Origin of the sequence: Embleya sp. NBC_00888 (genome assembly GCF_045207655.1) — a bacterium.
Lineage (GTDB): Bacteria > Actinomycetota > Actinomycetes > Streptomycetales > Streptomycetaceae > Embleya.
The window spans coordinates 3927094-3949465 of record NZ_CP108784.1 but is presented as its reverse complement, the minus strand read 5'-3'; the positions used below and the strand labels follow the sequence as shown (position 1 = coordinate 3949465).

At 69.4% G+C, this 22372-nt stretch carries 21 protein-coding genes; 9 read left to right on the top strand and 12 right to left on the bottom strand.

Annotated elements, in window-relative coordinates:
• Nucleotides 1-288: 288 nt before the first annotated feature.
• Nucleotides 289-1074, bottom strand: a complete 786-nt coding sequence (locus OG948_RS16320) for an SDR family oxidoreductase (protein WP_402234582.1) — start codon at nucleotides 1072-1074, stop codon at nucleotides 289-291.
• A gap of 239 nt (nucleotides 1075-1313) precedes the next feature.
• Between OG948_RS16320 and OG948_RS16315 the strand changes: the two genes are divergently transcribed.
• Nucleotides 1314-2534 (top strand): IS110 family transposase, encoded by a 1221-nt coding sequence (locus OG948_RS16315; protein ID WP_331770323.1) that lies wholly within the window; start codon nucleotides 1314-1316, stop codon nucleotides 2532-2534.
• 17 nt (nucleotides 2535-2551) lie between these two features.
• On the opposite strand, the gene OG948_RS16310 is transcribed toward OG948_RS16315, so the two are convergent.
• Both OG948_RS16310 and OG948_RS16305 read right to left on the bottom strand, forming a co-directional pair.
• Entirely contained in the window at nucleotides 2552-3736 is a 1185-nt protein-coding gene (locus tag OG948_RS16310) for an acyl-CoA dehydrogenase family protein (protein WP_406297266.1), read from the bottom strand.
• Nucleotides 3737-3833: 97 nt separating this feature from the next.
• Nucleotides 3834-4760 carry an SDR family oxidoreductase gene (locus OG948_RS16305; protein ID WP_395866956.1) on the bottom strand — a complete coding sequence of 309 codons (927 nt, stop codon included), beginning with the start codon at nucleotides 4758-4760 and terminating at the stop codon, nucleotides 3834-3836.
• Nucleotides 4761-5106: 346 nt separating this feature from the next.
• Here OG948_RS16305 and OG948_RS16300 point away from each other — a divergent pair, with 346 nt between their 5' ends.
• From OG948_RS16300 to OG948_RS16285, 4 genes are all read left to right on the top strand, one after another.
• Entirely contained in the window at nucleotides 5107-6033 is a 927-nt protein-coding gene (locus tag OG948_RS16300; protein WP_406297265.1) for a cyclase family protein, read from the top strand.
• Between the two features lie 514 nt (nucleotides 6034-6547).
• Nucleotides 6548-6880 (top strand): helix-turn-helix transcriptional regulator, encoded by a 333-nt coding sequence (locus OG948_RS16295; RefSeq protein WP_406297264.1) that lies wholly within the window; start codon nucleotides 6548-6550, stop codon nucleotides 6878-6880.
• Between the two features lie 915 nt (nucleotides 6881-7795).
• Nucleotides 7796-8422: a hypothetical protein gene (locus tag OG948_RS16290; RefSeq protein WP_406297263.1), complete on the top strand. Its 627-nt coding sequence runs from the start codon at nucleotides 7796-7798 to the stop codon at nucleotides 8420-8422.
• 242 nt (nucleotides 8423-8664) lie between these two features.
• Nucleotides 8665-9732, top strand: coding sequence for a Zn-dependent alcohol dehydrogenase (locus tag OG948_RS16285; RefSeq protein WP_402234589.1), 1068 nt, complete (start codon nucleotides 8665-8667; stop codon nucleotides 9730-9732).
• An 80-nt stretch (nucleotides 9733-9812) separates the two neighbouring features.
• Here OG948_RS16285 and OG948_RS16280 read toward each other — a convergent pair whose 3' ends face one another.
• Nucleotides 9813-9989, bottom strand: coding sequence for a hypothetical protein (locus OG948_RS16280; RefSeq protein WP_406297262.1), 177 nt, complete (start codon nucleotides 9987-9989; stop codon nucleotides 9813-9815).
• Complete coding sequence (locus tag OG948_RS16275; RefSeq protein WP_406297261.1) at nucleotides 9986-11143, bottom strand: Dyp-type peroxidase; 1158 nt, start codon at nucleotides 11141-11143, stop codon at nucleotides 9986-9988. The genes OG948_RS16280 and OG948_RS16275 overlap by 4 nt, the downstream gene beginning before the upstream one ends.
• A gap of 85 nt (nucleotides 11144-11228) precedes the next feature.
• Here OG948_RS16275 and OG948_RS16270 point away from each other — a divergent pair, with 85 nt between their 5' ends.
• On the top strand, nucleotides 11229-12602 hold the full coding sequence (locus OG948_RS16270) for a right-handed parallel beta-helix repeat-containing protein (protein WP_406297260.1): 1374 nt from the start codon (nucleotides 11229-11231) through the stop codon (nucleotides 12600-12602).
• A 119-nt stretch (nucleotides 12603-12721) separates the two neighbouring features.
• Here the strand turns inward: OG948_RS16270 and OG948_RS16265 are convergent, their stop codons facing one another.
• From OG948_RS16265 to OG948_RS16240, 6 genes are all read right to left on the bottom strand, one after another.
• Complete coding sequence (locus OG948_RS16265; RefSeq protein WP_406297259.1) at nucleotides 12722-13519, bottom strand: hypothetical protein; 798 nt, start codon at nucleotides 13517-13519, stop codon at nucleotides 12722-12724.
• 135 nt (nucleotides 13520-13654) lie between these two features.
• A complete protein-coding gene (locus OG948_RS16260) occupies nucleotides 13655-16417 on the bottom strand; it encodes an SdrD B-like domain-containing protein (RefSeq protein ID WP_406297258.1) in 2763 nt (920 codons plus the stop codon).
• Between the two features lie 380 nt (nucleotides 16418-16797).
• Nucleotides 16798-16989: a hypothetical protein gene (locus tag OG948_RS16255; RefSeq protein ID WP_406297257.1), complete on the bottom strand. Its 192-nt coding sequence runs from the start codon at nucleotides 16987-16989 to the stop codon at nucleotides 16798-16800.
• Nucleotides 16990-17081: 92 nt separating this feature from the next.
• Nucleotides 17082-17273 carry a hypothetical protein gene (locus tag OG948_RS16250; protein ID WP_406297256.1) on the bottom strand — a complete coding sequence of 64 codons (192 nt, stop codon included), beginning with the start codon at nucleotides 17271-17273 and terminating at the stop codon, nucleotides 17082-17084.
• Between the two features lie 70 nt (nucleotides 17274-17343).
• Nucleotides 17344-17535: a hypothetical protein gene (locus tag OG948_RS16245; protein ID WP_406297254.1), complete on the bottom strand. Its 192-nt coding sequence runs from the start codon at nucleotides 17533-17535 to the stop codon at nucleotides 17344-17346.
• Nucleotides 17536-17546: 11 nt separating this feature from the next.
• Nucleotides 17547-18398: a helix-turn-helix domain-containing protein gene (locus tag OG948_RS16240; RefSeq protein ID WP_406297253.1), complete on the bottom strand. Its 852-nt coding sequence runs from the start codon at nucleotides 18396-18398 to the stop codon at nucleotides 17547-17549.
• Nucleotides 18399-18682: 284 nt separating this feature from the next.
• Between OG948_RS16240 and OG948_RS16235 the strand changes: the two genes are divergently transcribed.
• From OG948_RS16235 to OG948_RS16225, 3 genes are all read left to right on the top strand, one after another.
• Nucleotides 18683-19141 (top strand): ATP-binding protein, encoded by a 459-nt coding sequence (locus OG948_RS16235; protein ID WP_406297251.1) that lies wholly within the window; start codon nucleotides 18683-18685, stop codon nucleotides 19139-19141.
• Between the two features lie 427 nt (nucleotides 19142-19568).
• Complete coding sequence (locus OG948_RS16230; RefSeq protein WP_406297250.1) at nucleotides 19569-19994, top strand: DUF485 domain-containing protein; 426 nt, start codon at nucleotides 19569-19571, stop codon at nucleotides 19992-19994.
• 53 nt (nucleotides 19995-20047) lie between these two features.
• A complete protein-coding gene (locus OG948_RS16225) occupies nucleotides 20048-21709 on the top strand; it encodes a cation acetate symporter (protein WP_406300272.1) in 1662 nt (553 codons plus the stop codon).
• A gap of 58 nt (nucleotides 21710-21767) precedes the next feature.
• Here OG948_RS16225 and OG948_RS16220 read toward each other — a convergent pair whose 3' ends face one another.
• Complete coding sequence (locus OG948_RS16220; protein ID WP_406297249.1) at nucleotides 21768-22322, bottom strand: flavin reductase family protein; 555 nt, start codon at nucleotides 22320-22322, stop codon at nucleotides 21768-21770.
• Nucleotides 22323-22372: the final 50 nt, after the last annotated feature.

Here is a 22372-nt window from a genome sequence, read left to right as displayed (position 1 = left end):
ACCCCGATGGCGGCGATGCCGAGGGGCCGCCGTACCGAGTCAGTGAACTGCTTCCCGACATCCTCGACTTCCTGGCGCGTGGCAGCCGCGGGCCGGATTGGGCCGGCGCGCGCGAAAGCCCGGGTCGGTCCCTGCGGGGACTGATACCCGGGCCCAGGCGCCGTTCTTGACGAGACGTCAGAGGTGTGGCGGCCGGCGCGCGGCGCGATGGGTCGCCGCGCGCGCCGACGTGATGCGCCGTCACCACGCCGACGTGACGTGCCGTCAGGCCGCCGGAGTGACGTGTCGTCAGGCGCGTTGCGAGCTGACCGAGACGACCTCGCCGGTCATGTACGACGAGTAGTCCGACGCGAGGAAGACCATCACGTTCGCGACCTCCCACGGCTCGGCCGCGCGCCCGAACGCCTCGCGCGAGGACAGCTCGTCGAGCAGTTCCTCGGACGAGGCCTTGGCCAGGAACGCGTGCATCGCGATGCTCGGCGCGACCGCGTTGACCCGTACGCCGAACTCGGCCGCCTCCACGGCGGAGCACCGGGTCAGCGCCATCACACCGGCCTTGGCCGCGGCGTAGTGCGCCTGACCCTTCTGCGCGCGCCAGCCGAGCACCGAGGCGTTGTTGACGATCACACCCTTGCCGCGCGGCTGCATGTGCCGCAGCGCCGCCCGGGTGCAGCGGAACGTGCCGTTCAGCGTCACGTTCATCACCAGGTCCCACTGCGCGTCGGTCATGTCGACGAGGTTGGCCTCGCCACCGAGCCCGGCGTTGTTGATCAGCACGTCGATGCCGCCGAGTTCGCGCGCGGCCGTGTCGATCAGGTGCTGCACCTCGTCCTCGACCGTGACGTCGCACGGGACGGCGAGCGGGCGGGACCCGATCAGCTTGGCGAGTTCGTCGGCGGCCTCGCCGAGGCGGCGCTCGTGCTTGTCGCTGATCGCGATCACGGCGCCCTCCTCCGCGGCGCGCTTGGCCGCGGCGAAGCCGATCCCGGTGCCGGCCGCGGCGGTGATCAGGACGGTCTTGCCGGCCAACAGGCCGTGGCCCTCGACGTAGGCGGGGGCGGGGGTGGGGCTCATTAGAGGACCATCCTTTGTGCAGCCTTCACGAGTAGGGTTGTGACCTCTCGGTCCCGGTGGGTGCACGGCCTGTGGCGCGAGCCGTTCGACGGCCAAAGTGAGTTCCGCCGGCCCCACCGGACCGAGGCCGTCTGATCGGCTTCAGGGACACGCCCCACAGAGGGCCGATTAATGAGCTCCCGGCAGACGACCTCACCCCCGAGCAGGTGCTCCATCACAGGCACAGGAGTACTTCTTTCGTGTTCATCGGATGGGACTGGGCGACCGAGACCCACGACGTCACCGTCATGGACGACACCGGAAAGCGCGTCGACCGCTGGGAGTTCGCCCACACCGAGGAGGGGTTCACCAAGACCCTGGCCCGACTGCGGAAACACGGAGCCCCGGCGGATCTCCCGGTCGCGATCGAGACCACCCGCGGTCTGGCGGTGGACCGACTCCTCGCCGCCGGGCACCCGGTGGTACCGGTGCACCCGAACGCCTTCCACGCGATGCGGGCGCGTTGGGGCGCATCCAAGGCCAAGACCGACGCCGGCGACAGCATGAAACTCGCCGACTACCTGCGCACCGACGGCCACATGCTGCCCCGCCTGGAACCCACCGAGCAGGCCACCATGGACCTCCAGGCGCTCACCCGACAGCGCGCCGACCACATCGAGGCCCGCGTCGCGGCGACCAACCAACTCGCCGCGCTGCTCGACATGCATTGGCCCGGCGGCAAGGCGGTGTTCGCCGACCTCGACAGCGACATCGCCCTCGCGTTCCTGGAGCGATACCCCACCCCGGCCTCCGCCGCCAAGTTGACTGCCGGACGCCTTCAAGCCTGGTGCAAGCGCCGGGGTTACTCGGGCAAGCGACCCGGCAGCGTGCTCATCGAACGTCTGCGTTCGGCCCCGACCGCGGCCTCCCGGCTCGGCGAGGTGGTCGTCGAGCGGCTGATCCGCGTCCAGGTCCAACTCGTTCAGGGCATACGCACAACCATCCGCCTGCTCGACAAGGCCATCGCCGACGCGGTCGAAACCCACCCCTACGCACCGCTGTTCGCGTCCATGCCACGCATCGGCAAGGTCAACCTCGGCCAGATCGTCGGCGAGATCGGCCCGCTCCTGGAACGCGCCCGGACCTGCGAACAACTCATCGCCGAGGCCGGCGTCGTGCCCGTCACCCGCGCCTCCGGCAAGTCCCGCGCGGTGACCTTCCGCTTCGCGACCAACCGAAGAGCCCGCCTCGCCCTGACCACCTTCGCCGACAACAGCCGACACGGCAGCGAGTGGGCCGCGAAGATCTACACCGACGCCCGCGCCCGCCAGAAACGACACCCCCACGCCACACGCATCCTCGCCCGAGCCTGGCTGCGCGTCATATGGGCCTGCTGGCGCGACGGAACCTGCTACGACCGCGAAACCCACCAAGCCAACGGCAAAATCAACATGGCCACCAGTAAGTCCTCGGCTGCATAGAGGTTGACTCAAGGAACTCACTTGGCGTCTCCTCGCGGTTCACGGGGCATGCCGAGGACACGCTCGGCGATGATGTTGCGCTGTACCTCGTTCGACCCGCCATAGATGGTGTCGGACTTGGTGAACAGGAACAGGCGTTGCGCGGCGGACAGTTCGTACGGTGCCTCGGCGGCCAGGGTGGCCTCGGGGCCGGCCACGTCCATCGCGAGCGTGCCGAGCCGCTGATGCCAGCCCGCCCACACCAGCTTGGCCACCGAGGCCGCGCCGGGATCGGGCGAGCCGAGCGTGCGCAGCGCGTTGCAGCGCAGCACCTTGAGGTCGATCCAGCTCTGCAGCAGTCGGTCGCGCAGTACCGGGTCCTCGATCGCGCCGTTCGCCTTCGCCTCGGCGACCACGTTGTCCAACTCGATCTCGAAGCCGATCTGCTGGGCCAACGTGGAGACTCCGCGCTCGAACGCGAGCAGGCCCATCGCCACGCCCCAGCCCGCGCCGACCTCGCCGACCACGTGCTCGGCTCGCGCGCGGGCGTGGTCGAAGAACACCTCGTTGAACTCGCTGGTGCCGGTCAACTGCACGATCGGGCGGATCTCGATGCCCGGCTGGTCCATCGGCGCGAGCAGGAACGTGATGCCCTTGTGCCGCTGCGACGCGGGATCGGTGCGGGCCAGCACGAAGCACCAGTTCGCCTCGTGCGCGAGCGAGGTCCACACCTTCTGGCCGGTGATCAGCCAGTCGCCGGACTCGGGGTCGACGGTCGCGGTGGTGCGCAGGTTGGCCAGGTCGGAACCGGCGCCCGGCTCCGAGTAGCCCTGGCACCACAGCTCCTCGCCGCGCGCGATGGCGGGCAGGAAGCGGGCCTTCTGCTCCTCGGTGCCGAACGCGAGCACGGTCGGGCCGAGCAGGTTCTCGCCCATGTGGTTGACCCGGCCGGGAGCCTGGGCGCGGGCGTACTCCTCGCCGAAGATCACCTGCTGCATCAAGGACGCCTCGCGGCCCCCGAATCGCTTGGGCCAGTCCAAGCCGATCCAGCCGCCCTCGCCCAGGCGCAGCTCCCAGGCGCGGCGGATCTCGAAGTGCTCGTGCTCGCTGCCGGGACCGCCGGTACCGACGGCCGCGGCGAACTCACCGGAGAGGTTCTCCCGGAGCCACTCGCGGACCTCGGCCCGGAACTCCTCGTCCTCGGCGCTGTACCGGAAATCCACAGCCTGTCCAATCTCGCGGGGGGTGCACGGACAGCGGCGCGCGGGGTTCGCCGTTCACGACTTCGAACCCCGCGCGCACCGCCTGCCGAGGACTGGGTCAGTTGCCGGCGGCGGCAGCGGCCTCGGCGGCCTTCTTCTTGGCCGCGGCGGCCGCGTACTCCTTGAGCTGCGCGAGTACCGGCATCGGGTCCTGGCCGATCTGGGTGGGCAGCTTCTCGGCGATCTCCTCGGCCGTCCAGCGGTCGGCCGCGTACATCGTCTTGATCTCGTGCGGCTGGTCCCACAGCGCGATCTTGGGGCCGGCGGTCGTGTACACCTGACCGGTGATGTTCTTGGCGTGGTCGGAGAGCAGGAAGACCACCAGTTCCGCGACGTCCTCGGGGTCGCCGATCTCCTTGAGCGTCTGCGGGACACCCTCGGACATCCGGGTCCGGGCCACCGGCGCGACGCAGTTGGCGTTGACGCCGTACTTGTTCAGGCCCAGCGCGGCGGAGCGCACGAACGAGACGATGCCGCCCTTGGCCGCGGCGTAGTTCGCCTGGGCGACCGAGCCGAGCGCGTACACGCCGGAGGTGAAGCCGACGATCGAGCCGAAGCCCTGGGTCTTCATCACCTTGGACGCGGCCTGCACGACGGTGAAGGTGCCCTTGAGGTGGGTGGCGATGACGCTGTCCCACTCGTCCTCGGTCATGTTGAACAACATGCGCTCGCGCAGGTTGCCCGCGACGGTGACGACGCCGTCGATCCGGCCCCACTTCTCGACGCCGGCGTTCACGATCCGGGCGCCGCCCTCCATCGTGGCCACGGAGTCGGCGACCGCGACGGCCTCGCCGCCGAGCGCCTCGATCTCCTTCACCACGGCGTCGGCGACCTCGCTGGTCGGCGCGCTGCCGTCCATCGCGACGCCGTAGTCGTTCACGACCACCTTGGCGCCGTGCGCGGCGGCGGCGAGTGCGACGGCCCGGCCGATGCCCCGGCCGGCGCCGGTGACCGCGATTACCTTGCCCGTGAGGAAGTCACCCATGTGTTGTCCGCTCCTTGTCGGTGGCCTCGCCAGTAGGCCCCGGAAGTCGAGGGCCGAGGCCCAGGTGGGGTCGGTCGTGGCGCGCTCCGCGGTCGTCGCGGTCTGGACCGCTGCGACCGCCCGCACAGGTCCGGCAGCCTTGCGGACGCAAGGTGCGCAGCCTGTGAGAACGCCCTCCCGACATTATCTGACGATCCGTTAGTTTTCCTGGATAGAGTGCCGCAGCACACAGCACGACGCAGCACCACACACGCACTTGACAGCGCGGTCGTCGGATTCCGAGAGTGCGCCTGTCGGTATTCGTGCCCATCGGCACGTGTCACCACCGCCTGGAGGAGGCTCCCCTATGTCGCTGCCCCCCGAGTTTCATGAACTCGCCGCTCGTGTGAACAACTGGGGCCGATGGGGCCGGGAGGACGAAATCGGGACGATCAACCTGATCACGGACGACGTGGTCAAGGCCGCGGCGGGCTGCGTGCGCACCGGCAAGCGCTTCTCGCTGGCCGTGGAACTGCGCGAGGACGGCATCCAGAACGGGATGATCCCGGGCCGGGACAACCCCAAGCGCACCACGTTCCTGGTCAACCACGAGGTCTTCGGCCCCGGCACGGTGGCCACCAGCGACGACTCGGTGGTGATGGGCATCCAGGCGGGTACGCACTGGGACGGGCTGACCCACGCGACCTACGACGACCGGCTGTACAACGGCCACTCGGCCAAGGAGACGGTCACGGCGGAGGACGGCGCGCGCAAGCTCGGCATCCACAACGTCAAGACGCTGGTCTCGCGCGGCGTGCTGCTCGACGTGGCGCGGGCCAAGGGCCTGGACATCCTGCCGCCGGAGTACGCGGTGACCCCCGCCGACCTGGAGGCGGCCGAGGAGTTCGGCAACGTGCGGGTCCGCGCGGGTGACATCGTGCTGGTGCGCACGGGGCAGATCCGGCAGTACTTCGCGGGCGAGAAGGACATGTACTTCTACGGCCCGGGCCTGTCGGTGCGCACGCCCGAGTGGTTCCACGCGCGCGACGTGGCGGCGGTGGCCAACGACACCGTGACCTTCGAGGTCTTCCCGCCGGAGATCGAGGACTGCTTCATGGCGGTGCACGCGCTGCACCTGGTGGAGATGGGCATGCTCCAGGGGCAGAACTGGAACCTGGAGGAGCTGTCCGAGGACTGCGCGGCGGACGGCGTGTACGAGTTCTTCCTGGAGGCCTCGCCGGAACCCTTCGTGGGCGGCGTCGGCACGCCGGTGAACCCGGTGGCGATCAAGTAGGACGGGACGATTCGACCGGCGTCGGCTGTCGCCGGGTCGCCGGGTCGCCGGGTCGGCTGGTCCGGGGTCGGCCGGGTCGGCGTGGACCTCGAACACGCGTAGACCGGACGGCGTGCGGGCCCCGGACAGGATCGCCCTGTCCCGGGGCCCGCATGCGTTCCGGGCACCGCGACGAGGCCCGGAACGATGACGGTCCCACTTCGTCGAGGAAACCCAGGGCACGTCCCGGGCGCCTCGTCGTCCCCTCGCGAACGACCGCCACACTCAGGGTGATCAGTGTCGGACGAGGCGTCAATATCCTGTGGGCACCGATTTCGCTTCCCCGATCACGATTCGTCCGCGCACCCGCCGGCCCGCCCCATCGGCACCATGCGCCCCACCGGGCTCGGGTGCAGCGCGTGACCGCGGAGGTCGACGGCCTTCCGGCCGGCGCACCACCCGAGGCCGCCGCGCCTCGGATGTCCGGCCATACACTTGTGTATGGGGATGATCCTTGCGTGAAGGGACAATCCTGATGAGCCATACGCGCTGGAAGCTCACTCGGGACTGGAGGCTTGTGGCCGGCGGCACCGAATCGCCCGAGGCCCAGGCCATTCATGTGGAGATCCGCATGGCTTCGGTTCTCGGCCTGGCGGTTTATGAGCGGCGTACCGCACTGGGCATCTCGCAGAGCGAACTCGGCAAGCGGGCGGACATGACGCAGCCGGAGATCTTCAAGATCGAACTCGGCGGCACGATACCGACCCTCCCGCTGCTCGCCCGCCTGGCGAAGGCGCTCGACGCGTCGTTGAACATCGCCCTGGATGGGGACGCCTCGACCGTCGTCTTCACGCCGCACACCGCTTGAGGCGGACGAACCGACTCGGGCGGGTCGGTGGTGGCCGGAGGCTTCGGCCTTCCGGTCGCGGTGAAGCCGTGGATCCTGGGCGTCGTGGACATTCCGAGCGGGGGCGGGACGTGACGGGGATCGACGAGCGGGCCGAGGGTGTGTTGGGGAATCCGGAGGCGCCGCGGGAGGTCCTGTTACGGGCGTTGACCGGTGAGCTGGGACGGGTCGCCCGCATCGGGCTCGCCGGTGCGCCGGCCCTGCCGCAGGATGTGATCGAGGCGATGGTCGGGCATCCCGACCGCTGGGTGCGCATGGGGTTGGCCGGCAATCCGTACGTGGATCCGGCGCAGCGGGCGCGCCTGGTCGGCGATCCGGACCGGAGGGTGATTGCCCGCACGGTCCGTGGCGTACGCCATCCGGACGGGGACCCGCGTCCGCTGCCGGACGACGGATACGCGCGATTTCTTTCGCACGTGATGTCGTGGGAGAGCGGTTACGGCGATCAGGTGTTGAGCCGGGACGACGTGATGCAGGAGCTTCTCGCCTCCGGGAGCATGCCGTCGCACATCTATCGATCGTTCGCGCGGCGGCCGGAGGCGGAGCTGCGGTCGATGGCGTGCGGGTGGTGGGAGAGTTTGCTCTGCGCCGATCGGGTGGTGCTGACCGTCGACCGGGAGCGCAGGGTCCGCACACGGGCCAGAAGGACGGCGATGGATGTACGACGATGCTTGACCGACATCGACTGGGCGCCGACCAACCGAGGCAGTGAATCGGCCATTTGCCGCCGCCCGCTCACGCGCGCCGACGCCGAGCGGATCGTTTGGGGTCAAGCGCCGCCGCACTACCGGTACTACGCCGCCGGGAATCCACATCTCTCGGCCGATCTGGTGGCGGTCCTGGCGCGCGATCCCGATCCGCGCGTGCGCTACCGGGGTGTCGATGCGATCGGAGTTGACGGAGGATCAGCGGGCGGCGATCCACTACGAGGTGCCGGCGGTGGAGGACCTGGACGAGGCGATTCGGTACTCGCCACGTCCCCTCGCGGGTACGCCGGACGAGTGGGCGCGCTCGGCACATCCCGGGCTGCGGCGGATCGCGGCGGGCTCGGCCGGGCTTTCGGCAAGGTCGCGCGGTCTCCTGGCGGTGGATCCCGATCTCGGGGTGCGGGTGCTGACCTGTCGTCACCAGGCAGGCGTCGGGCCGGAGTTGCTGTTGCGGGCGTATCGGGACTTCCGCGGTCGCGGGCGGAGTCGGCTGATCTACCGCGCGGGTTTCCCGACCCACGGGCTCGCACGGTTCGCGGGCGATCCGGATCCGGGCATGCGCGAGCTCGTGCTGCGCGATCCGGACGCGCCGGCGGGCGTGGTGCTCGGGCTGCTCGCCGATCCGCAGCGGTGTGTGCGAACCGCGCTCGCCGGGCATCCGGCAGTGCCGGTGGATCGGCTGCTCGCACTCCTGGACGATGCCGAACTCGGGCCGTACGCGGCGCGCAATCCGGCGCTTCCGGTCGAGGCCATGCACCGGATCCTGGACGCGGTCGGTGCGCCGCGCGGTTCGTGAAGTGGCCGCTGTGACACGGGTGATGAACCGTACGTCGATGCGACACGTGTGTGATCGACGGGCTGCTCAGAGGCGGTGTCGCGGTGTGACGAGAGGACTGTCACAACCGGCTGACTGCTCATCAGTTCCGGGCTAGAGTGCCGCGCGGGTACGCGTGCGCGCTTGAAGCTCCGGAGCCGGTCCGGCCGGTAAGCCGTCGAGCGCCCCGGCTCGTCAGCCCATTTCCGATGGAGGAGGAACCGGTGAAGGGCGTTCTTTTCGACGGCAAGGAAGCCTCGATCGTCGATGACCTCGAGGTGCGCGCACCCGGGGCCAACGAGGTCCTGGTGAAGATCGGTGCGGCCGGTCTGTGCCACAGCGACATCTCGGTGATCAACGGCACCATCCCCTTCCCGCCCCCGGTCGTGCTCGGGCACGAGGGCGCGGGCGTCGTGGAGGCGGTCGGCGAGCTGGTCACCCACGTCAAGCCCGGCGACCACGTGGCGCTGTCCACGCTGGCCTCGTGCGGCGCGTGCCGTGAGTGCGACCGGGGTCGACCGACCATGTGTGCCAAGAGCTTCGGCCAGCTCAACCAGCCGTTCACGCGCGGCGGCAAGCCGGTCTACAACTTCGCGGGCCTGTCGGTGTTCGCCGAGCAGATCGTGGTCAAGGGTGTCCAGGCGGTCAAGATCCCCAAGGACATCCCGCTCGCGTCCGCCGCGCTGATCGGCTGCGGCGTGCTGACCGGCGTGGGCGCGGTGCTGAACCGGGCGAAGGTGCAGCCGGGCGACACCGTCGCGGTGATCGGCACGGGCGGCATCGGCCTGAACGTGATCCAGGGCGCGAAGCTCGCGGGCGCGGTGCGGATCGTGGCCGTGGACGCGAACCCGGCGAAGGAGGCGGTGGCGCGCGAGTTCGGCGCGACCGACTTCGTGGACGCGCGCGCGGTCGAGGACTCGGTCAAGGCGGTCCAGGAACTGGTTCCGGGCGGCGTGGACCACGCGTTCGAGTGCGTCGGGCACGTCGGGGTGATCCGCAACGCGATCGACATGCTCGGGCGGGCCGGCCAGGCGATCATCCTGGGCGTCGCGCCGTCGGACGCCGAGGCGTCCTTCCACGTGTCCTCGATGTTCCTGGACAAGTCGATCATGGGCTGCCGTTACGGCTCTTCGCGCCCGCAGTACGACATCGCGCGCTACGCGGACCTGTACAAGACCGGCGCCCTGCGGCTCGACGAACTGGTCACCCAGACCTACGCCCTGGACGACTTCCACCACGCGGTCGAGGACGCCGAGGCGGGCAAGGTCGCCCGAGGCGTCTTCGTCTTCTGACCCCGCGGCCCCTTCGCCGAAGCGCGCCTCCCACTCCGGGGGGCGCGCTTCGTGCGTGCGCGCCACCGGTCACTTGTGGGCTACAGCAGGTGGCCGGCCTTGCCGGCTTTGATGTCGCGGATGAGGGTGCGGAGGGCGTCCATGGTGTCGGTGACGCATTCGTCTTCGTGTCCGGCGACGGCGATGTAGGCGTTCCCTTCGGCATCGGTGCCCAGGCGTCGGTATCCGCCTGTTCCCGGACGGGGACCTGCTCTCACGTCCAGAGTTGTTCGCCCAGGGTTCCGCCCGGATTGATGCCCGGGAGTATGTAGGCCACGGCCGAGGCCCGATGTTCGATGAAGGGGATCAGCGCGTCGCGTGCGGCCATGCGGTTCTGGACGCGGGTGAAGAGAGCAGGGTCGCGCATGAAGGCGCAGAACAGCAGGCCGCGGTCGTTCGGGCCGTCGTCGTAGTTGTAGCTTCGGCGGAGCATTCGGGCGCCTCCGTCGAGGCGGGGGCTGCTGAGGCGGACGTGGGACGTCACGGGAATGACGTAGGAGCCGTCGGGGTGCTTGGCGTAGATGTCCGGATCGTCGTGCTCGGCGGTGCCGGTGAGCGGGACGCCGTCGCCGGCGCGGCGGCCGATGATCCTGTTCTGCCGGTCCTCGGGGACTGCCGCGAAGCCGGCGACGTCCATGTGGATTCTGCGGTAGACCAGGATGGTTCCGTTCCGGTGGGCTCCCGGCGGGCCCCAGACCCAGCGCACGGCGGCCGTGTCGTCGGGGTTGGCGGTGCCGTCCTTGAACCCGAAGAGGTTCCGCGGGGTGATGCCCGGTGCTGTGTGGGGCAGGAATCCGGATTGGGTCCAGCGCGAGACGGCGCCGGCGGACTGCGCGGCGGCGGCGGCCAGTTCGGCGACGACGGTCGGCGTCCAGCGATCGGCCGCGCACAACTGGAGCAGCACGTCGCCGTTGCCGCGTGCCGCATCCAGGCGATCACCGGGGAAGGGCGGCAGGTCGGCCAGTTCGGCGGGTACGTTCAGGCCGAGCCGGGACGCGAGTGCGGTGCCGACGCCCACGACACAGGCGAGTCGGGTCGTCTCACCGGTCCGAAGGCGCGGGTCCGGCAGAGTGCCTGCGGCCGCGGTGGAGAGGGTGCGGGTCAGCGCTGCGAGGACGTTGCGAAGGGTCTCGCGGTCCGCGGTGGCGGACGTCGGCGGAAGATCCAGGGACAGCATCTGCGTGGCAGGTAACTGGGGCCCCGTCACACCGGCTTGCCGCGGGCCGTGAAAGTCGATCGCCGTTGTCGCCGGCGGGGCGCCGGACGCGGTGCCGCGGCGCTGTGCCCGAACGTTGTCCGGCACCGGCTCCGCCGCCGCGCCGACCGCTGCGGCCAGCGCCGCTCCGGTCGCGAGGAGGGCCCTGCGTCCCAAACCGGATGTGGCAGGTCGCGCCCGTTCCTGCGGACTTCTCGGTTCGGTATGCATGGGCGATATTGCAGACGATAGAACACCTGTCATGCAACTCCTGTCTCCCAACCGCTCGTTGCCTCGTCGCATATCCCGGCCTGCCGTCCTGCGGACGACAACGCTGCGGTACCTGTCGCTGGTGCTCGTCTGTGTCGCGCCGGCGGTCGCGGGCTGCTCGTCGACGGATTCCAAGACGTCCGCCGAGCGGCACCCGGCCGGGACCGTGCTCCGTGTGCCGCAGGACTTCCGCACGGTGCAGAAGGCGGTGGACGCCGCTCGTGAGGGTGACTCGGTGCTGGTCGGCCCCGGCGTGTACCGCGAGAGCGTGCGGGTCACCACGCCGCGCGTGGTGTTGCGCGGCATGGACCGCAACGCGGTGGTCTTCGACGGCGGTGTGCGGCTCGCCAACGGCATCACGGTCACCGGCGCCGGCTCGGTGGTGGAGAACCTCACCGTCCGCGGTTATCTCGCCAACGGCGTCTTGTTCACCGGCGTCACCGACGAGCGACTGCAACAGCGAGGCGCGGGCGGCTCGGCGTACAACCCGCTGGACACCGCGCGCTTCCCGATGGTGCAGGGGTTCCGGGCCACCAAGGTGACGGCGTACAACAACGGGCTCTACGGCATCTACGCCTTCGACGCGCGCGGCGGCGTCATCGAGGAGTCCTACACGTCCGGGCAGGCCGATTCCGGAATCTACGTCGGCCAGTGCAAGCCGTGCGACACGCTGGTGCGTGGCAACACGGTGGAGCGCAACGCGGTCGGCATCGAAATCACCAACGCCTCGGAGGGCTTGTCGGTGCTCGGCAACCGCGTCGTCGGCAACCGCGTCGGAATCACGGTGAATTCCAACGACTTGGAGGCGCTCGCGCCTCAGCACGGCGCGGTGATCGCCGGCAACGTGATCACCGACAACAACGCGTCGGACACGCCCGAACAGGCCGACGGAGGCTTCGGGATCGGCATCGGGATCGGTGGCGGCCAGGAGAACCACATCGCGCGCAACCTCATCCGGGGCAATCGCTCGGCCGGGGTCGTCGTCACCGACCCGGCCGGGCATCCGGCCGTCGGCAACCGCGTCGAGGGCAACCGCGTCACGGACAACGGCACCGACCTGGTGACGGCCGCGGCCGACCCCGGCAACTGCTTCACCGGCAACTCGCCCGCGACACAGAGCCCGAACGGCCTGGAGGATCTCGCCGGGTGCGGCATCACCCCACGCCGGACCGTCCCGGCGGGGCGAGCCGTCCCGGTCCAGCCGCCGCCCGGCGTTGCGTTCCACGCCGTGCCCGCCCCGCCCGCCCAACCTTCGATGCCCGACCCCACGGTGCCCGGCCGGCCGGCGACGGACCTGCCCGGACCGGTCGATCCCGACCGCTACGCCCTGCCGACCGACGCCACCGCGATACCGCAACCACGCTGAGCCTGGTCGGTGTGCACCGGCGCGGAAGGGGGCCGACAAGGCTGCTCCGCAGCTCGGTTGCCATGTCCCGTAGCCCGTTCAGGTGGTCGGGGAGCCCGGCCGGCTTCGGCGCGGCCGGCTCAACCGGCGACCCACGGCGCTTCGGGCATGCGCGCCTTGTCGTCGCGTCCGGTGATCTCGACTGTCGTCGGGGTGCCCAGGCCCGGCATGCGCATCGTCGCCCGCCGCAGTCCGCCGTCGTCGTCGACCCAGTACGTCAGCGGCGAGAGTGTGCCGTCGGTCGCCGTGCCGCGCGCGGCGTCCTGGGCGCGCGGACCGGAGAACCTGTCGTAGTTCCGACCCTGGATGCGGTCGCGGCCCAGCCATCGCGCCCCGGACTGCGCGAGCAACATCGGATTGTCGGGCCGGTCCGCGCCGAGCTGGATCAGCAGCCGGAGCCCGGAGTCCAGCGGATCCGCGGTGTAGGCGCGCGACGACCAGCCCTGGCGGGGGATGTGCTCGGCCTGCTGCCACGGTGGCCCGTCGACGCCTTCCGGTACCGGCGCCAGTCCCAGGCCGGCGCCGTCCCAGACGATCAGGCCGCGGTCGAGTCGGCCGGCGCTTCCGGTGACCTGGTAGCCGCCCACGGCCCGGTGGGTGCGGTAGTCCACGATCCCCTCGACCCGGATCGCGACATCCCCGCCTTCGGCGGCGGTGAGGGTCACCGCGACCGGACTGGCCTGATACAACGTCAGCCGCGACGCTGCCAGGCGGGACGCCTCGTCGACGGTCACCGCCCGGTCCGGCTCGCCGCCGTCGGAGAGCGCCCGGTGGACGGCCAGCCCACCCGCCGTGGTCCCGCACAGCGCGACCACTGTCAGGGCCGCGAACCAGAGCCTTCGCCGCGGCGGGCGGCCGCCGCTCTTCTTCCGGGCCATGCAGATGCCTTTCCTTGCATCGGTCAAAGATTCGGGCGGGTTCGCGGACCATCGGTCCGCGAACCCGCCCGATCCATCTCTGTCGGCGATCAACGGTCGGCAGCCGGCATCGGCCGCCGATCACCGTGCCCGGAGTTACCGCTGCCGGGCTTCGCGCCTACGGAAGAGCACGAGTGCCCCGCCGCCGAGGGCGATCAACACCGCAGAGCCGGCCAAGGCCAAGGGGAGGCCGCCGTTCAGGCCGGTGCGCGCCAGGGGCGAAGACGAGCCCCCGCCGCTGCCACCCGAGGTGCCCGGCGTGGTCGGTGTACCCGATGGCGTCGGCGTGCTCGTTGTCGGCGGTGTGGTGGGCAGCTTTCGGTTGACCGCCGTCACGGAGACTCCGGCGTCGAGGTTCTGCGCGTTCAGCACCAGCGGGCCGAGTACCGGTTTGTCCGGCGGGGCGTAGCCATCGGGAGGGCTGACTTCCTGCCAGTAGTACGTCCCGGGGACCACGTCGCGTTTGCAGCCGCCATCGGTCCCGGTCGTGCACGGCTCGCCGACCTTCGTGTCGGGAGTCGCCCCCTCGGGCTGCAATCCCTCGGTCCCGTTGCTGTCCCGCCAGAGCACGAACTTCGCTCCGGCCAGCGGTTTGTCGTCCTGGTCGTGTTTGACCAGACGCACCGAACCCTCCTGGAGACGGAATCCGAAGTCGAACGTGTGATCGTTCTCGCCCGGTCCGCCGGTGGTCAGCGCCCGTTCCGGATAACGTCCGCCCTGCGGGACGATGCCCTTGGAGTCCACGAAGCGGTTGTCGCCGACCCCCTCGTCGGTCGGCACCCACTGGTACAGCGGCCCGTTCGGCGCGTAGTCGGCCGGGTTGTCGATCCGGATGGTGTACTTGGTCTTCGGCTTCAGACCGCCGGTCACGTTCGAATCGTCGAAGTAGTACTCACCGCGCGCCGTCGTCTTCGCCGTCCCGACCACCTTGCCGGACTCGTCGTAGAGGTTGACGGTGGCGCCGGACACCGGACGCTGACCCGGGCTCTGGATGCCCTTGCGCTCGGGGTCGTACCAGACCCGGTTTCCGATCTGGAGCGGCGCCTGGTCGCAGAGCACCTCCAGGTCGCCCATCGAGGCGCCCTTGCCGAAGGAGGCCGGGCCGCCTTCGGGGTTCATGCGCAGCCCCGAACCGGGCTGCCGCGTGCCATCCCGCTTGGTGAACATCACGCCGGCGCCCACCGGGGTGTCGACAGGATCCACTCCGGCGGTCGCGACGAACTCCTCCACCTTCGAGAGCCCGATGCCGGCGTAGGCCGAGTTCGGATGGGCCTCCCCGATGGTGCCCACATGGAAGAACCTGGTTCCTCGCGTCGTGAACCCGCAGCCGTTGTTCGTGTCCATGACGTACTTGCCGCCGGAGAGGCACGCCTTGTTCAGGTCGCCACCGGCCACCACCGGGAGCTGCGTCGGGGGGTCTCCGGGCCGCGGAAACGCCGTGACGCGGTCGCCGAACCGGTCACGGAAGGCCAGCAGCATCGAGCCGTCGGTCTCGAAGACGATGTCGGCCAACTCGGGTTCGGGGTTGGCCATGCCGCCGACGCACGTCTGCCCGTTCTGCTGCGTCGGGAACGTGTTCGTCCAGGGGAACCAACCCGCCCCCGGGCAAGTCGTGTTGAGCGTGTACTTGCGCGGGTAGTCCAGGGGCTGGTTCAGCACGGCCGTGCCGAAATCCCCGGTTTTCGGGTCGAAGGTCAGGACCACGGCGCGCATGTCCGAGAGCTTCCCGGTCGACTCGCCCGAGCAGACGCCGCCGACGTATCCGATGCCGTCCTGCAGGCCCAGGCCGAACGGACGCCAGTCGCCCGGTGCGGGGCAGCCGGGGTCCGGGATGGCGTACGAGGCCACCGGTGCCGTGGCGGTCGGCAGAGCGGCGTCGTAGCGGTACAGCTTGCGGTTGTTGAGGTTGACCACGAACAGGTCGCGGCCGTCGTCGGAGACCTCGATGTCGCCCAGGCTCTCCTTGCCGGGGGCGGCGAGGAAGGCGTTGTCACTGGTGCCCACGCCGTGCGCCGAAGTTCCGGCGTCCGGGACGGTGGTGAACAGCGACGTCTTCTTGTCGGCGACGTCCGTGACGTAGATCCCGCCCGCGCCGCCGGGGCCATACGCCGTGTCGCGCTTGGCCAGCGCCGAGCTGAACAGCCGCTTTTCGGGCTTGCTCCAGCCGATGCCGTAAAGGTTGCCGGTCTCGGCGTTCGTGGCCACGTTCGTCACGTTCGTGTTGACGCCGCGCGCGCTGTAGGGAAACGTCACCAACGTCCGCGTGGACGTCGGTTCGTTCGTCGAGGGTTGGCACGCGGTGGCCAGCGGCGCGTTCTTCTGGCAGTAGTCGCCGGGGCTCCACAGGCCCGTCGTGTACGCGACGTGCTTTCCGTCGCCGAGGTCGACGAACTCCTCGTTGCTGCTGAGCTGGTTCGGCGCGCCGTCCAGGCCCTGCCGCGAGGCGAATGCCGGGAACAACACCCCCGGCTTCGGATTCACCACCTGGACCCGGTACTTGCCCGCGGTCGTCCGCGCCGTGCCGGGCGCCAGCGTGACCGTGCCGTCGGCGGCCGTCACCCCGGTGACCTTGACGCCGGCGTCGTTGGTGAGGGTCACCGTGACGCCGCCCATGCCCGGTTCCAGGGCGGGACTCCACACGCCGGTGGTGTCCACGGCCCGCACCACCCGGACCGTTACGGAGCCGTCGTCCGTCTGCGGATATGCCGGCCCCGCGCCCAGCGCGAAACCGCCGAACACTATGGCGAGCGCCGCGAGGCCGCCCACGGAGCGGCGCACGCGCAAAGCCGACCGCAGTCGGCCGGGCCCGGGTGTGGCGCCGTCCGTCTGTTCAGTTAAATGTGTCATACCTGCTCTCATTGTCTAAAAAGGCCCGGCGTGCGACCCCGCGAGAAACCCTTCCGGTCGGCCGTGACCCACTTCGTTGGCCGAAGCCTAAAGGGGATTTGGCAAGTGCATGACGACAAGGGGAAGTTGACGTTGAACCACTTTCCGATGCGGCCGGTGCGGGCTCGTCGCGCCCGGATGCGGCCGATTCGTACGACGATGACGAATGCGCATTCGCATGGCGATCGTGATCGCGGCAACTGCCGTCCGCCATACGGGAGGAAAGCCTACGAATCGGGAAGTAGCCGACCCGGGTGGCAGCGCCGGACGGCAGTCGCGCCGCCGCACGCGGGCCCGAGCCCACCCGCAGGCGCGCTCGGTTGCACGGCGCGGTCCGGCAAGTCCGCAGGGACCTAAAGCAGATGGTCGGCCCGACCGGCTTTGATGTCGCGGATGAGGGTGCGGAGGGCGTCCATGGTGTCGGTGACGTACTCGTCTTCGTGTCCGGCGACGGCGATGTAGCCGTTGCCGTCCGCGTCTGTGCCGAGCCGGAAGCAGTTTCCGGAGTCCTGGCAGAAGGGTTCGTCCCAGGCGATGTCAGGCATGGGTGCTCCTGAAGTGACGGTGTGCGCACATGAGTTGGCGTCGTGAGGTCGCGACAGCTGCCGTGATGGGTGATACCCGTTTGTCCGGTGGGCTACAGCAGGTGGTCGGCCTTGCCGGCTTTGATGTCGCGGATGAGGGTGCGGAGGGCGTCCATGGTGTCGGTGACGTACTCGTCCTCGTGTCCGGCGACGGCGATGTAGGCGTTCCCTTCGGCGTCGGTGCCCAGGCGGAAGCAGTTGTTGCCCTCACCGCAGAACGGGGCTTCCCATGCGATGTCCTGCATTGAAACTCCTTCAGAGTCGGCGAGCGATGGTGTGGGTGACCTCTCGTGACTTACTGGCGGGCGCCTGGGCCTAGAGCAGGTGGTCGGCCTTGCCCGCCTTGATGTCTCGGATGAGGACGCGGAGGGCTTCGAGGGAGTCCTTGACGCAAGCGTCTTCATGTCCCGCGACCGCGATGTATCCGTTGCCGTTCGCGTCTGTACCGAGGCGAAAGCACGAGTTGCCCTCGGCGCAGAAGGGGTCTTCCCAAGTGATGCCGTGCATAGGAGTTTTCCTCACAGGTGGCGGGCGATTCGGTGGATGAAATCGCAGGACTGATCGGTGGGCAGGGCGAGGTCTTCCAGCCAGTTCAGTTGTGCTCGGTACTTGGCCAACTGGTTCTCGGCCCACATGAACGCAGGCCCGTGCGAGCTGTCGACCTGAACGGTGTCGAGTAGTGGCACCGGACCCTCGGCGTAGAGGACGCTTTGACCCGCGCCGGGGAAGGCTCCTGCTTCGTAGGGGATGACCAGCAGTGTGACGTTCGGTCGCTCGGACATGCCGATCAGGTGTTCCAGTTGGGCCCGCGCGATCGCCCTGCCGCCGAACTGCATCCGAAGTGCCGCTTCGTGGATGACGGCTCGATACGTGGGCGGATCGTCTTGGACGAGGACCTGTTGCCGTTCTGCGCGGAGGGCGAGTCGGAGCCCGACTTCGTGGTCCGGGAGCGTGGGCACGGCTACCCGGAAGACCGCGAGGGCGTGGTCGGGCGTCTGGAGCAGTCCGGGGATGTGCACGGTGTTCGCCACTCGCATCCCCATCGCGGAAGCTTCCAACTCGGCAATGTCCAGAAGGCTTTGGGGCAACGTCCCCCGGTAGCGGTCCCACCAACCCTTGACGTCCGGCTGTGCCATCTCGATCAACGCCTCGATGTACCGCTCGTCGGTGCACTCGCAGTTGCATACCAACGTGCGCAGCCGGTCGGCACTGATCGAACGTGAGCCCGACTCCATGTTGGAGATCTTGCCCCGGTCCACGCCCAGCAGGCCTGCCGCGTACTCGGCGGACATACCTGCCGAGGTTCGGATCCGTCGCAGTTCACTCCCCAAGCGCCTCTGTCGTTCGGTAAGCACCGTCCTGGGGGCCATGCCGGTTCCTTTCGCCCGCCGTCAGAGGCAGTCTGCCGCCCAACCATGCGCACACACCAAGAGGCGGCTCAATAGTCTCGATTGCGTGGCAAATTTACCCCGCCATGTTCTACGCTCGGTGTCGAACCACCTACGCAAAGCGATGCCGGAAGTGCACCGCGCGAGCATGCCCGCCTGTCTCGGGACGGGTGTGTTCGCGCTCGGGGAGGTAGGCCACCGGCGCCGTAGCGCGACGCGTTCACCGCGTAAGCGCCCATCCAGCCCGCGCTGCCCAGGAGTTGCCCATGCCCGGATCCCTCTGCCCCGCCGGTGAACCGGCGCCCGCCATCCCTGCCGTCCCTGCGATCCCGGTCATCCCGTCGCACTGGAGCTTTCCCGCCGATCCCACCTCCGTGCGGCGCGCCCGGCGCGCCGTGATGGGCGCACTGCCGCGCGGTTGTCGCCCCGAACTCGCCGACGAACTCGTGTTGGTGACGTCCGAGCTCGTCACGAACGCGCTGCTGTACGGCACTTGCCCGGCCCACGGCTGCCCGATCGAACTCGTGCTCTGGCCCGCCGACGGCTACTGCTGGCTCGCCGTCTCCGACCCCGGCACGGCCCTGCCCGCACTCGCCTCGCCCGGTCCGAGGGAATGCGGAGGACGCGGGCTTCTCCTGGTGAGTGCGCTCACCGCCGCCTGGGCGGTGGTGCCGCGCCACGGGTGTGGCAAGTCGGTGGTGGTGGGGCTGAGACTCGCCGGCTGAGCGGTGCTTCGAGGGGTGACCGGATCGCCGAAGTCGCCCTTCCCGAGCGCCAATCGACAACATTTCGATCTTGACAACGGATTCGGCGTGGGGCGCGGGCCCGGCTCGAAGTGTCGGTGATCGGGTTGTTTCGGATGTGGCGATGGTTGGTCGCATCGAACCAACTCGGGCGGCCTAGAAGGTGGTTCGGTCGAATGCGGTGAACTCGCGGGCAGTTTCGGTCAATTCCGTGGGCAGTAGGAATTCGTGGGTTATCCGCGTAACCAGTCAGTCCCGCTTTCAGTTGATCGGATAGGTTCCGCGCGTCCCGGCGGCGCCTCTAAACTCGCTCCGCTGCGGCCCCAGGTCCCACGGACCGCGGTCAGGTACCCGATCGGCGCCTCGGGCCACGCGCGGGGTGTCCGCTGGAGAGGAGCCCTACCGCCCCATGCCGACTCCGCACGATGACACGCACGATCGTCCCCCCGAGCCCGATCCGGCGACCAGGAAGAGGGCGGCACCGGCCGCCGGCAAGGCGTCCGTTCCGGGGCAGCGCACCCCGTACGTGGACGACCGCACCGGATATCTGGAAATGGAGCAGGATCCGAGATTCGGGGCACTCAAGAAGCGCCAGCGATCCTTCATCTTCCCGGTCACCGCCGCGTTCCTCGCGTGGTTCCTGTTGTACGTGGTCATGTCCGCCTACGCGCGTGACTTCATGGCCAAGGAACTGATCGACCACATCAATGTCGCTCTCGTGTTCGGCCTGCTCCAGTTCGTCTCGACGTTCCTGATCGCCTGGGCCTATTCGCGATTCGCGCGCACCCGACTCGACCCCGTCGCCACCGAACTGCGAGAGGAACTCGAAGCGTGAACCTTTCTCTCGAACTCGCCGCGGAGTCCAGCAACCGAGGCTGGACCTTCGCGATGTTCGCCGTGCTGGTCGCGGTCACGCTCGGCATCACCTTCTGGGCGAGTCGCAGAAACCGTACGGCGGCCGACTTCTACGCCGGTGGCCGCTCGTTCACCTCGCTCCAGAACGGACTGGCGATCGGCGGCGACTACATGTCGGCCGCGTCCTTCCTCGGCATCGCGGGCATCCTGGCGCTGTCCGGCTACGACGGCTTCCTGTACTCGATCGGCTTCCTGGTCGCGTGGTTGGTGGCCCTGCTCCTGGTCGCCGAACCGATGCGCAACTCCGGCCGGTACACGATGGCGGACGTACTCGCCAACCGCATGCGCGAACGCCCGGTCCGGATGGCCGCGAGCGTGTCCACGATCGTCGTGTCCATCTTCTACCTGCTGGCCCAGATGGTCGGCGCGGCGTCGGTGGTCTCGCTCCTGCTCGACGTCAAGAGCGACGTCGCGCAGATCTCGGTCATCGCCGCGGTGGGCGCGCTGATGATCGTGTACGTCACCGTCGGCGGCATGAAGGGCACCTCCTGGGTGCAGATCGTCAAGGCCCTGCTGCTCATGGTGGGCGCGTTCGTGATGTGCGTCTGGGTGCTGGCGAAGTTCGACTTCAATGTCGCCGACCTGCTCGGCACCGCGGCGAGCAAGTCCGGTTCGGGTGAGTCGTTCCTGCAACCGGGGCTCAAGTACGGTGCCACGGACGGCTGGTCGAAGATCGACCTGATCTCGCTCGGGCTCGCGCTGGTGCTCGGTACGGCCGGCCTGCCGCACATCCTGGTGCGCTTCTACACCGTGCCCAACGCGCGCGTCGCGCGCCGCTCGGTGACCTGGGCGATCGGCATCATCGGGGTGTTCTACCTGATGACGCTGATCCTGGGCTTCGGCGCGGCCGCCCTGATCGGCAGCAAGGAGATCAAGAAGGCCGACCCGAGCGGCAACACGGCCGCGACCCGGCTGGCCGAACACCTGGGCGGCGGCGCGGGGACCACCGGCGGCGCGCTGATGCTCGCCTTCATCGCCGCGGTGGCCTTCGCGACCATCCTCGCCGTGGTGGCCGGCCTGACGCTGGCCTCGTCCTCGTCGTTCGCGCACGACCTGTACGCGAACGTGTTCCGCAAGGGCCGCACCACCGACGCCGAGGAGGTCAAGGTCGCGCGGATCGCGGCCTTCGTGATCGGCACGGCGGCGATCGTGCTGTCGGTGTTCGCCCGCGAGTTGAACGTGGCGTTCCTGGTCGCGCTCGCGTTCGCCATCGCGGCGTCCGCCAACCTGCCCGCGATCGTGTTCTCGCTGTTCTGGAAGAACTTCAACACGCGCGGCGCGGTGTTCGGCATCTACGGCGGCCTGGTCACCTCGGTCCTGGTGGTGGCGCTGTCGCCGATCTGCTGGGGCGGGGCGTCCGACACCAAACCGGCGATCAAGCAGCTCACCGCGAAGCAGGCGGCCGACTGTGACGTCTCGAAGGATCGCAAGGACGTGGGCAACGCGACGGCGTTGTTCAGTTGTACGACCCCGGCACCGATTCCGCTGGAGAACCCGGGGATCATCTCCATCCCGGTCGGCTTCGCGTGTGCCGCGATCGGCGCGATGTCCGCGCGACGCCGTCGCGACGACGACGATGACCGCAAGTTCGCCGAACTCGAGGTCAGGGCGCTGACCGGAGCCGGCGCGCACTGAGCGGGTACGCGTGTACCGATCCGGATCCGCGGCGCCGGCGCCCGGGTCCGGATCGGGGCTACGCGTTGTTGCTGGGGTGGCCGAACCGGCCCTTGTAGAACAGCAGCGGGGCGCACTCCATCCGCGGCGCGTCCAGGGCCTGGACCCGGCCGATCACGATCTCGTGGTCGCCGCCGTCGACCACGCTCTCCAGCGTGCAGTCGATCCACGCGAGCACGTCGTCCAGCTTCGGCGAGCCGGTCGGCGCGGGGCTGTGCGCGACGCCGGCGAACTTGTCCGCGCCGCTGACCGCGAAGCCGCGGCAGAGCTGCTCCTGGTCCTCGGCGAGCACGTTCACGCAGAACCGGCCGCCCGGTCGGATCCGCGGCCACGTGGTGGAGGTCTTCGCCACGAAGAAGGTCACCAGCGGCGGGTCCAGCGAGAGCGACGCGAACGACTGGCAGGCGAAGCCGACCGGGGTGTCGCCGTCGAGCGCGGTGATCACCGTGACGCCGCTGGCGAAGTGGCCGAGGACGTGCCGGAACGTGGCGGCCTCGACGATGCCCTCACCCTCCGGCAGGGCGATGGCCGCGGGATCCGCCGGCTTCGTGCTCGCTGCGTCGATCTGGCCCATGGTGGACTTCCTCGCAGGTGTCTTGGGGCGTCGGGTCTGTGACGCTACGT